General features: G+C 43.0%; 14 protein-coding genes. 7 read left to right on the top strand and 7 right to left on the bottom strand.

All coding sequences use genetic code 11. From position 1 onward, the window contains the following. Together WKI49_01135 and WKI49_01130 are read left to right on the top strand one after the other, a co-directional pair. A partial coding sequence (locus tag WKI49_01135; protein ID MEJ7621104.1) for a hypothetical protein occupies window positions 1-244 on the top strand: 244 nt, incomplete at its 5' end. A gap of 25 nt (window positions 245-269) precedes the next feature. Beyond that, complete coding sequence (locus WKI49_01130) at window positions 270-1118, top strand: ATP phosphoribosyltransferase regulatory subunit (protein ID MEJ7621103.1); 849 nt, start codon at window positions 270-272, stop codon at window positions 1116-1118. Here WKI49_01130 and metK read toward each other — a convergent pair. Genes metK through WKI49_01110 form a run of 4 tightly spaced genes read right to left on the bottom strand, consistent with a single transcriptional unit; the run spans window position 1104 to window position 4785 of the window. Next, entirely contained in the window at window positions 1104-2234 is a 1131-nt protein-coding gene (gene metK / locus WKI49_01125; protein MEJ7621102.1) for a methionine adenosyltransferase, read from the bottom strand. The two genes, WKI49_01130 and metK, sit on opposite strands and share 15 nt — an antisense overlap. Before the next feature lie 16 nt (window positions 2235-2250). Next, the gene (locus WKI49_01120) at window positions 2251-2490 is read right to left on the bottom strand and encodes a KH domain-containing protein (GenBank protein ID MEJ7621101.1); all 240 of its coding nucleotides are present in this window, start codon (window positions 2488-2490) and stop codon (window positions 2251-2253) included. Between the two features lie 13 nt (window positions 2491-2503). Next, on the bottom strand, window positions 2504-2743 hold the full coding sequence (gene rpsP / locus WKI49_01115) for a 30S ribosomal protein S16 (GenBank protein MEJ7621100.1): 240 nt from the start codon (window positions 2741-2743) through the stop codon (window positions 2504-2506). Window positions 2744-2778: 35 nt separating this feature from the next. Continuing rightward, the gene (locus WKI49_01110) at window positions 2779-4785 is read right to left on the bottom strand and encodes a cation-translocating P-type ATPase (protein MEJ7621099.1); all 2007 of its coding nucleotides are present in this window, start codon (window positions 4783-4785) and stop codon (window positions 2779-2781) included. Between the two features lie 383 nt (window positions 4786-5168). Here WKI49_01110 and WKI49_01105 point away from each other — a divergent pair, with 383 nt between their 5' ends. The 3 genes from WKI49_01105 to WKI49_01095 all read left to right on the top strand — a co-directional run bounded on the left by WKI49_01105 (window position 5169) and on the right by WKI49_01095 (window position 6496). Then, window positions 5169-5486 carry a hypothetical protein gene (locus WKI49_01105; protein ID MEJ7621098.1) on the top strand — a complete coding sequence of 106 codons (318 nt, stop codon included), beginning with the start codon at window positions 5169-5171 and terminating at the stop codon, window positions 5484-5486. A gap of 155 nt (window positions 5487-5641) precedes the next feature. Further along, on the top strand, window positions 5642-6070 hold the full coding sequence (locus WKI49_01100) for a phosphate-starvation-inducible PsiE family protein (GenBank protein MEJ7621097.1): 429 nt from the start codon (window positions 5642-5644) through the stop codon (window positions 6068-6070). Window positions 6071-6151: 81 nt separating this feature from the next. Beyond that, a complete protein-coding gene (locus WKI49_01095) occupies window positions 6152-6496 on the top strand; it encodes an iron-sulfur cluster assembly accessory protein (GenBank protein ID MEJ7621096.1) in 345 nt (114 codons plus the stop codon). Between the two features lie 2 nt (window positions 6497-6498). Here the strand turns inward: WKI49_01095 and WKI49_01090 are convergent, their stop codons facing one another. Genes WKI49_01090 through folP form a run of 3 tightly spaced genes read right to left on the bottom strand, consistent with a single transcriptional unit; the run spans window position 6499 to window position 8813 of the window. Further along, window positions 6499-6891 (bottom strand): hypothetical protein, encoded by a 393-nt coding sequence (locus WKI49_01090; GenBank protein MEJ7621095.1) that lies wholly within the window; start codon window positions 6889-6891, stop codon window positions 6499-6501. Next, on the bottom strand, window positions 6878-7648 hold the full coding sequence (gene cdaA, locus WKI49_01085; protein MEJ7621094.1) for a diadenylate cyclase CdaA: 771 nt from the start codon (window positions 7646-7648) through the stop codon (window positions 6878-6880). Before cdaA ends, WKI49_01090 begins: the two co-directional genes overlap by 14 nt. Next, complete coding sequence (gene folP, locus WKI49_01080) at window positions 7635-8813, bottom strand: dihydropteroate synthase (protein ID MEJ7621093.1); 1179 nt, start codon at window positions 8811-8813, stop codon at window positions 7635-7637. The genes cdaA and folP overlap by 14 nt, the downstream gene beginning before the upstream one ends. Window positions 8814-8838: 25 nt before the next feature. On the opposite strand from folP, the gene WKI49_01075 reads away from it, so the two are divergent. Together WKI49_01075 and WKI49_01070 are read left to right on the top strand one after the other, a co-directional pair. Continuing rightward, window positions 8839-9522: a succinate dehydrogenase/fumarate reductase iron-sulfur subunit gene (locus WKI49_01075; GenBank protein MEJ7621092.1), complete on the top strand. Its 684-nt coding sequence runs from the start codon at window positions 8839-8841 to the stop codon at window positions 9520-9522. Continuing rightward, window positions 9509-9725, top strand: a 217-nt coding sequence (locus tag WKI49_01070; protein MEJ7621091.1) for a hypothetical protein, incomplete at its 3' end; no start/stop codon positions are given. The genes WKI49_01075 and WKI49_01070, both read left to right, overlap by 14 nt.

Below are 9725 nucleotides of genomic sequence, written 5' to 3'. Positions count from 1 at the left end.
AAAGGATATTCTGTATAGGCTTGGGCTTGAGGAGAGTAAACAGATTGGGCTTGAAGAGGGTCTTCTGAAATCCGCACAGGAGATGGTTATAACTCTCGTAGAGGGCAAACTTGGCTGTGTGCCAGAGGGTTTGGAGGAAAGGGTAAGAGATATACAGGATAGAGAGTTTTGCAGGCTTTACTCAAAAAAACTGATAAGCTCTGAAAACCTCTTGGAAGTGTTAGAGCAGGAGCTGAAACTTTGACCTATAAGGTATATAATAACTCTCTGTGAAATTTCCACCGCAGGAACGGTTTTTTAACTTTGAGGAATCGGAAAAGTTAAAGAGGTTTTTCCTTAAGGCTTGTGAGGTTTTTACTGAGTATAGGTATATTATGTTGCCTTCCGTTGAATTATACAGTCCAAAACTATATGGTGAAGGTGCTTTCGTTGTGGGAAGTCTGCAGGACGGAAGTCTTTTGTGTTTAAGAAAAGACTGGACCGTAAGTCTTGCAAGATTCTTGAGCCTCCAAAAGGACCTGGAGCTTCCTCTTAGGGTTTTTTACTTTGGAAATACCTTTTCCACTAATACGGAGTTTGAGAGCTTTCAAGTAGGGATTGAGCTTCTCGGAGAGACCTCTCCAAAAGCGGAAGTGGAAGTTATTCAAAAAATCGCAGATTACCTAAGAGCTTGTGGTCTTTTTGAACTAACCGTGAGCGTAGGACATGTAGGGATAGCCAAGGGTCTTCTCAAAAGATACGGGGAGATATACAAAAAACCCTTACTTGAAAAAAACTTTTCAGAACTTTCCCACATACCAGAGCTCAAGGACTTGCTTACCACACAAGGTGGTCCAGAAGTTTTGCAAGAATTCAAAAGGAAATATCCGGAATTCTCCATAGAGTGTGATGAACTGTTAGAAGTTTATGAAAGCCTCAAGGGCTACAAGCTACTTTTTGACCTATCGGAACTTCGTCCTCAGGACTACTATACAGGACTTGTTTTTGAGTTTTTCCACCCTTCCCTTGGCTATCCTCTTGCTGGTGGTGGCAGGTATGACGGTCTTTATAAGACTCTTGGAAAGGAGTTGTGTGCTGTTGGGGGCGCGGTTTATCTTGATAGACTACTTGAGCTCTAAAAACTCTTCAAGTTTTGTTAGCTTTTCCCAGGGGAGGTTTTCCTTTCCAAAGTGCCCGTAGCAGGCGGTTTGCTTATATATGGGCTTTCTCAGGTCCAAAAAGTCTATCATCCTTTTAGGGCTTGTGGGAAAAACCTCTAAGAGCCTTTCTTTTATCTTCTCTCTGTCCGTTTTCTCTGTCCCATAAGTCTCTATATCAAAAGCTATCACTTCGCTCATGCCAAAAGCGTAAGCCATCTGCACCATGCATCTATCTGCAAGACCGCTGGCTACCACATGCTTTGCCATCATGCGTGCCATATAAGAGGCGGTTCTATCAGTTTTTGTTGGGTCTTTGCCAGAAAAGGCACTACCTCCAGAATAAGCCACATCTCCATAGGCATCAGAAACTATCTTTCTACCAGTTTGCCCCGCATCCGCCGCAGGACCACCAAGCACAAACCTTCCCGACGGGTTAACAAGAATGCGTGTATCTCTTGTTATAAGGCTATGAGGCACTACCCTTTTGACTGCCTCTTCCGTTATAAAGTCCCTCAGCTTTTCAAGTTGAGTTTCTGGGTCATGTTGACAGAAAACTATTATGTCCTTTACATATAGTGGTTTGTTATCTTCGTATAGCACTGTTATTAGCACTTTGCCGTCGGGTCTGAGAAAGGGTGCTTTGCCAGACTTCCTAAGCTCGGAAATTTTGTGAGAGAGTTTATGAGCAAGGCTTATGGGCATGGGCATAAGGCTTTCTGTTTCCTTGCAGGCATAACCCACAACCGTTGCAGTATCTCCTGCACCCTCCGAAGATATACCAAGCACTATTTCGGGGCTCTGTTCCTCTATAGAGGTTATAACCGCAGAAGAATCTGCGTCAAAGCCAAGCTCTGGTCTGTTATAACCTACTTCCTTTATGGTCTTTCTGACAGTGCCTGGTATGTCTACATAGCTTTCTGTGGAGACATGACCTGCTACAAAGGTCATGCCAGAAATGAGAAGTATTTCAAGGGACACCCTGCTGTAGGGGTCTCTCCTTAGAAACTCATCCAGCAAGGCGTCCGCTATGAGGTCTGCCAACTTGTCTGGATGCCCCTCCATGGGGGACTCTGCCATTTTTATAGTCCTGCCCATGGAGGTTTATTATAAACTACTCAAGTATCTCAAGAACCACCCTTTTGTTTATCTTTCTTCCCATGGAAGAAAGGATGGTTCTGAGAGACCTTGCAATGCGACCACCCTTTCCTATGACCTTTCCAAGGTCGTTTTTGTCAACCCTGAGCTCAATAACCACGGTTTTTTCTCCTTCAATTTCCTGCACTCTTACCTTCTCAGGGTTGTCCACAAGGGATTTGGCGGTTATTTCTACGATGTCCCTTAGCTGGCTCATGCTTTACCTCCTGTTAGAGTATTTTTGCGTTTTTGAGTATGGCTTTTGCTCTGTCTGTAAGCTCGGCTCCTTTTTGGAGCCACTCTTTTAACTTTTCTTCCTTAACCTCTATAAGTCTTTTGTTTATAGGGTCGTAGGTGGCTATCACATCCACCACCTTGCCATCCCTGGGTGCCCTTGCGTCTGCTACCACAAGCCTGTATATGGGATGATGCTTTCTTCCGTATCTTGATACCCTTATCCTCAGTGCCATCTTTTTCCTCCTAAGAACAGTCCATGTATTATACACTATTTCCTTATAGAATTCAAGACCACACTAAGGGAAGAAAATGCCATCATAAGACCTGCATATTCAGGCTTTAGATATATGCCCTTTGAGTATAACAGCCCACCTGCTATGGGTATGCCCACAAGGTTATAAATAAAAGCCCAAAAGAGGTTTTCCCTTATCCTTCGCATTGTCTTATCCCTTATTTCAAAGAACTCCCTTATACCTTCAAGTCCTCTAAGCAGGATAACATCTCCTGCCCTTTTTGCCATGTCTGTGCCAGAGCCAAGAGCAAAGGAGAGGTCCGCCCGAGCCATCGCAGGAGCATCGTTTATGCCATCGCCCACGAACCCAACCTTATAGCCTTTTTCTTTTAGCTCTTCTACCTTCCTTAACTTGTCTTCAGGCTTTGCTTCAGCAAAAAACTCTGCTATACCTAACTCTTTGGCTACCACCCTTGCCTTTTCTCCTCTATCTCCTGTAAGCATGTAAACCCTTATACCTTTTGAGAGGAGAAAATCCACCACCTTTTTTGCCTCTGGTCTTATGTGGTCTTCAAAGTAGAACTCCGCCAGCTTTGTGCCCTTTTTGTAGAGAGCTACACCTTCTTCTGACCTTCCAAGCATATAATCTCCACATATTACACCAACTCCAGCCTCTTCTCTACAGTTTTCAAAATTTTCTCCTTCTATACCCCTTGACCTGCAAAAATCCCTTATGGACTGAGAGTAGGGATGGTTGGAAACCTTTGCAAGACCACAGGCTATAAAAAGAGCGGAGCTTTGGTAGAGCTTAAGGTCAACAAGTTTTGGCTTTCCTTCTGTAAGAGTGCCAGTTTTATCAAGGAGCAGGATATCTATTTTCTTTTCAAGGGCGGATGGTTCTTTTATTAGGACACCTCTTTTGTAGGCTCTAAAGAGACCCACAGTAAGTGCAAGAGGAACTGCAATACCAAAGGCACAGGGGCAAGAGACCACAAGCACCGCCAAAGAAAAGCTCACCGCTTTTTGTAGGTCTCCGTCCTTGAAAAGCCACAGGAGGAAAACCAACACCGACAAGGCAACCACCAACTGCACAAAGTAGTGAGAAAACCTATCCGCAAGGCGATGAATTCTTGGCTTTTTGCTAAGAGTCTCTTCTACAAGTCTTACAAGCAAGTTGGCATAACTACTTGAAAAGGTCTTTTCCACCCTTGCCTTTGCAAAACCAGAGAGCACCACGCTACCAGATATGAGCCTATCACCGACGGATTTTCTAACAGGCAGGCTCTCTCCGCTTACAAGGGACTCATCCACCTCAAGAGAGCCTTCCAAAATTCTGCAGTCTACTGCTACTAAATCGCCACTTCTCAAAATTAGCGTATCGCCTACAAAAACCTCTAAGGGAGTTTTTTCCATCTCCTTACCATCCTTGAAAACCCTTAGCCTTATGGTTTGCAAGGAAAAGAGGTCTTTTAAACCTCTTAGGGCTTTGGACTTTACCCATTCCTCAAGGAACTTGCCAGTTTTTACAAAGGTTATGAGAAAGGCGGATGTTTCAAAAAAAGGTTCTCCAGGAAGAAGACCAAAGAGAGTAAGAAAGCTATACAAAAGAGCGGAGGTGCTTCCTAAGGTTATGAGCAAGTCCATATTGCCTACCCTCGCCTTAAGGGAGCTTATAGCACCCTTATAAAAGCTGTATCCACCAATAAGCTGAATAGCGGTAGCAAGCAAAGCCTGTGTATGGAGACTAAGTGGGCTATGCACGAACATGAGTGCCATTATCAAAAGGCTTGAACTCCAACAAAAAAGAAGTATCTCAAGAGACCTCTTTTTGCCCTCTACCTTTTCAACCTTGTAGCCCAGAGATTCTATAACCCTTCCAATCTGCTCAAGGCTCAAAAGCTCCTCGTCAAAGTCCACTACGACCCTTCCCAACTCAAAGGAAACCTCCACCCTGTGAATACCTCTTAGCTTTTTAAGGCTTATCTCTATAGCCCTTGCACAATTTACACAGGTCATTCCAGAAACCTTTAGACTTGCACGCATAGGATTAAGTATGAGGTTTTGAGTATGTTAATTTCAAGAGGTATATTTTACTTTGTTTTTCAGATAATCTAAAACCCTCTGGGGGTCTTGGCGACTAGTCTTTGAAAATGTTGACAAACGAGGATAAATGTTGCATATTATTCCTTAGTTTTTAAAGCGGGGTGCGGAAGGTGAATACCGACAAAGGCTCGCCTAACCGTGTTAAGTGAGGTTGGTGTTTACACTGCACTCTGCAAGCCCTTATCAAGTGGGTATAAAAAGCCTACTTGATGAGCGGTATTAGTGCAGTTGGAGTAAGGCTACTTTTGTCGGTGAGCCCCTAAACCCGAGGTGTGGATAAATGTCCCTAAAAGGGATATTTGTCTATACTAAGGGATACTCCTATGAGGATGCTCACCAAAAGGGCTATGAGCTTGGCAAAAGATATGAAGGAAAGGGGAGCGGAGGTTTTTGAAACCTTTCCCGGTGCTACTTATGACCTGCTTGGGCTTGATAGAAAGGACAGGAGTTTGATACTTAACTTCTATATGAAATTGCCTTTGGAACTTGAAGGGAGAGAATACTCGCAGGATGAGTTGGATGCGGTTGCCTGTTGGCTTGCGGGCATTTGTCATCTAATGGGCAAAAGCCTTGTCTTTTCTGGCAAGGATGGACAGATAGTTGTCGCAAGCAGGGAATGTGTTGAGTGTCTTGGCGATTAGTATCTGAATGTATTGGCAATTATTCAACACAATGTGATATCTATGTCTTTTCCTATACCCTAAAGGAAGAGCCTTATAGCCTGCTTAATTTTTTTCCTTGTCTACTATGCCATTAATTATAAAACCTCACAGCTTTAGCCTTTATGATATTTAATATGGAAGAATTAAAAAAACACCAAAGCATATTGGTTAGTAGTATAAGGCGCATAGCCTTGGTTTTTGACGTCTTTATAATTCTTACACTTTCAGTAGTGGGCTTATTTCTCATAGTGTGGATAGTCTACGAGTTCTACTTGGTGCTTGTGGGACAACTGCCTCTTGAAAGAGGAGGTCTAAGCATTCTCGGCTCTGTTCTCATCCTCTATGCCATATCTGAGCTTTTGTCTGAGGAAATAAAGCACATAAGAGGAGGAGCGGTAAGCATAAGGGCTTTTGTGGGTGTTGCTCTTGCAGCAGTAATAAGAAAAGTGCTTATAGTATCCCTGTCTCCAGAAAAGGTTCAGGAGCTTATAACTCTTGCTTTGGTTTTGGTAGCCTTGGGCATAGTCTTTTGGCTTATTCATAAGGTGGAGGGCTCTTCATGAGAATAGTCATATAACCCTCCCTTGAAAAAGACCAGCATAAGGCTATCATATTCTTAAGAAATTCTTACAGGAGGTAGTGTTATGCAAAAGGTAGCTTTTAATTTCTTTGCTACGGACAAGGCGGTTCAGGAAGTTTTAAGGATAGCTCAGGAGAACAATATAGCAGAGCCCATACTTAGAATAAGAGTTGTGCCAGGCGGATGCTCCGGTTTTCAGTATGCTATGGGTTTTGATGACACAATTGAAGAAGGAGACTATGTATTTGAGTTTGGCGGACTAAGGATTGCTATAGACCAGTTTTCTATGCCCTACGTTAACAACGCAGAGCTTGATTATGTAATGGACTTTATGGGTGGTGGTTTTACCATAAGGAATCCCAACGTGACTGGAACCTGCGGGTGCGGTAGCTCCTTCTCCTGCGGATAAGACTAATTGCCCCCTCCGGGGGCTTTTATTACTTTTACCTTCACAAACTCAGGTTCAATTTTCTCAACGGTTATCAAGAATTTAGGCAGGTCTTTCACTTCTACTCTTAGTGTGTATTCACCCTCTTTTAAACCCTTTACATTTACACCTACGCCAATTGATTCTATCATACCCTCTGGAACAAACCTTTCCATAACTTTTAGCCTTACTCTTGCCCTTTTCCTTTCTAATTTGTATTCATAGCCTTGCTCCTTGTTATATATTTCAATGCTCCTTTCTATGCTCATAGGCACTCTTTCTCCGAGGTTTACGAAAAACCACAAAGTTGTGCCCATCAGGAGAGAAACGAGTTTGTAATGCCAATCTTTGAAGAGAAAAACCTTAAGCCTTCTCAATTCTCAACTCCTTAAAAAGTAGTTCTCTCAATATCTCTGGGTTAAGGTTTCTATGAAGTTTTCCTCCTACTGCGAGAGATATCTCTCCAGTTTCCTCGGATACCACTACACATACTGCGTCCGTTTCTTCTGAAATACCCAAGGCAGCTCTATGTCTTGTTCCATATTTTTTAGGTAGCTCCGCAGACTTTGAAAGGGGGAGTATACAAGAGGCGTATACCACTCTGTCTCCTCTTACTACCACTGCGCCATCATGCAAGGGCGATAGGGGATTGAATATGGTAATTAGCAGTTCAACGGATACAAGGCTGTCTATAAGCACGCATCCTTCTACCACACCTTCCACGCTTTGTCCTCTTTCAATGACTATAAGAGCACCCATTTGCCTATCTGATAGAAAGGAGCAAGCTCTTACCACCCTGTCCACAACCCTTTCCTCCACAGGCTTTATAAAAGATATGCCTGTTTTTTGACCTAACCTGCTGAGGGTTTTCCTTATCTCTGGTTGAAATATAACCACAAGGGAAAAAAGCCCTACTGTCCAGAGCTTTTCAAAGATCCACGAGAGGGTTCTTAGATTAAGAAGTTCTGCAAAAAGCCAAAAACCTGCAAGCACCACAATTCCCTTAAAGATTTGAAGACCTCTGGTTATGCGAAGAAAATGTAGAACGCCATATATGAAGGCGGAAACCGCCAGTATGTCAAGGAGGTCTTTCCAAGAGAATAGGTTAACCAGCTCCCAGTTAAAATTCGCCATAAGTCCTTACCGTATCAAGAAGTGCAAGAAACTCTCTGGTTTCCTTCACGTCGTGGACCCTCACTATGTTTGCTCCCTTCATAACCGCAGGAGCAACAGCTCCCAAGCTACCATATAGCCTCTCTGTCGGCTCTGTTTTTTTCCTAAGTAATCCTTCCAGCACAATGCCTATAAAGGACTTTCTTGAAACACCCACCAAAAGGGGCAGACCAAATATCTTTAACTCGTCAAACCTTTTGAGTATTTCCACATTATGCTCTGGCAGTTTTCCAAAGCCTATGCCCGGGTCAAGTATCACCTGTCCTCCGTATTGCCTTTCTCTCAATACTCTTAGCCTTTCCTCAAACCATTGGACTATTTCCTCAACCACATCCTCATAGATAGGAGGGTTTTCCTTCCACGTTTCTGGTCGTCCCTTTATATGAGTTAGCACATAGGGACAGCCATACTGAGCTACCACCCTAAACATATCTTCGTCAAAGGTTCCACCGCTTATGTCGTTTATAATATCCGCTCCCTCTTCAAGGCATACTTTTGCCACCTCTGCCTTGTAGGTATCTATAGAAATCCAAATTTTGGGAAGTTCTTTTCTTACCTCTTTTAGCACGGGAAGAAGTCTTTTGAGCTCCTCTTGAGCATCTATCCGTTTAGAACCGGGTCTTGTGGATTCCGCTCCTATATCTATTATATCCGCACCTTCTTCTGCCATCTGCACAGCCCTTTTTACCGCATGGGAAGGTTCAAGGTATAAACCACCGTCGGAGAAGGAGTCTGGTGTTATGTTGAGAATACCCATAATGGCGGTTTTTATACCAAGAGGTAGGATTTTTTGGTTATATTGGAGCTTAAAGGACCTTTTTCTGTAGCTCTGAAGTCTTTCAAGTATCTTAAAGGCAAGCTCTCTATCTTCCTTTACAAGATGGGAGCAAAAGTCTCTAATCTGTGCTTCTGAGCCACAAAGGGCTATTGCCCTATCGCTATAAAAGGTATTAAGACAAGACCTCTTTGCAAGAGGGACAAGTATTTCTGGTTTTATGTCTTCCAAGTATATTACATGAAATATACCTTCAAAACTTCTATCGTATGCTTCTCTGAAAAATACACCAAGCTTTTCCTTTAAGAACCTGTAGAAGGCTTCCCTGCTTTCAAAATGCTTGACCAACATACACAATAGGATACATTATTTAAACATGGTTTTAAGGTTGAAAATAAGAAGACAGGAAGGGACAAAAGAAGCCTACTATCAAAGATTTGAAATACCCTATCAAGAAGGGATGACCCTTTTGAGTGCCCTTCAGAAGATAAAAGAGGATATAGACCCATCCCTTAGCTTTAGGCATTTTTGCAGAGCGGGTATATGTGGCACATGCACCATAATGGTAAACGGGTTTCCAAAGCTCGCCTGCAAGGAACAAGCACTACCTTATGCACTTTTTGGAGAAGAAGTGCTAATAGAACCCATAAGAAACTTCAAGGTTATAAGAGACCTCGCAGTGGACAACGAAGGAGTTATAGAGAAGGTAAAAAGCCTTAGGCTCTGGATAAGGGAGCAAGCCAAGGACCCAAGAATAAACCCAGAGCTAAGTAGAAAAATAGAGAACTCTGCGGACTGCATACTTTGTCTTGCTTGCCAGTCTTATTGTCCACAGGTGCTTGAGGAAAACTACGCAGGACCCTTGTTTTTCGCCAAACTCTTTAGGTTTTTCCAAGACCCAAGGGAAGAGGAAAAGGAGCTAAGAGTAAACCAAGCCATAAAAGAAGGGAATCTCTACCACTGCCTTTCCTGTAATAAGTGCAACCTTGTATGTCCAAAGGAAGTAGAGCCTGCAACCCTTATAAGGGAGCTTATGCAAAGTATGGATGTGGCTTCTTAGCCTTTTGCTCCTATTCTCTTTTGCCTTTTGCAGTCCAGAAGAGCTTATAGAGTCGGAGATCTACAGGCGTTTTGGCGATAGTGTAAAAGTTCAAGGTATTAGGCTTTTTGCACCTAAGAACTTGGAAATTGAGAGGATAGAACTGGATATGGAATATGGCAAAAGCAGAGCGGTTGCTTATCTCTATTCTGGCAAGGAGAGGT

The organism is Aquificaceae bacterium (assembly GCA_037722135.1).
GTDB lineage: Bacteria > Aquificota > Aquificia > Aquificales > Aquificaceae > Pampinifervens > Pampinifervens sericum.
This window is presented reverse-complemented; position numbering and strand designations above follow the sequence as displayed.

What these genes read in the sequence shown, in the direction of transcription:
- metK (MEJ7621102.1), bottom strand. Translation starts at nt 2,234, where the DNA reads ATGGGCAGGACTATAAAAATGGCAGAGTCCCCCATGGAGGGGCATCCA.
- WKI49_01120 (MEJ7621101.1), bottom strand. Translation starts at nt 2,490, where the DNA reads ATGAGCCAGCTAAGGGACATCGTAGAAATAACCGCCAAATCCCTTGTG.
- rpsP (MEJ7621100.1), bottom strand. Translation starts at nt 2,743, where the DNA reads ATGGCACTGAGGATAAGGGTATCAAGATACGGAAGAAAGCATCATCCC.
- WKI49_01110 (MEJ7621099.1), bottom strand. Translation starts at nt 4,785, where the DNA reads ATGCGTGCAAGTCTAAAGGTTTCTGGAATGACCTGTGTAAATTGTGCA.
- WKI49_01105 (MEJ7621098.1), top strand. Translation starts at nt 5,169, where the DNA reads ATGAGGATGCTCACCAAAAGGGCTATGAGCTTGGCAAAAGATATGAAG.
- WKI49_01100 (MEJ7621097.1), top strand. Translation starts at nt 5,642, where the DNA reads ATGGAAGAATTAAAAAAACACCAAAGCATATTGGTTAGTAGTATAAGG.
- WKI49_01095 (MEJ7621096.1), top strand. Translation starts at nt 6,152, where the DNA reads ATGCAAAAGGTAGCTTTTAATTTCTTTGCTACGGACAAGGCGGTTCAG.
- cdaA (MEJ7621094.1), bottom strand. Translation starts at nt 7,648, where the DNA reads ATGGCGAATTTTAACTGGGAGCTGGTTAACCTATTCTCTTGGAAAGAC.
- folP (MEJ7621093.1), bottom strand. Translation starts at nt 8,813, where the DNA reads ATGTTGGTCAAGCATTTTGAAAGCAGGGAAGCCTTCTACAGGTTCTTA.
- WKI49_01075 (MEJ7621092.1), top strand. Translation starts at nt 8,839, where the DNA reads ATGGTTTTAAGGTTGAAAATAAGAAGACAGGAAGGGACAAAAGAAGCC.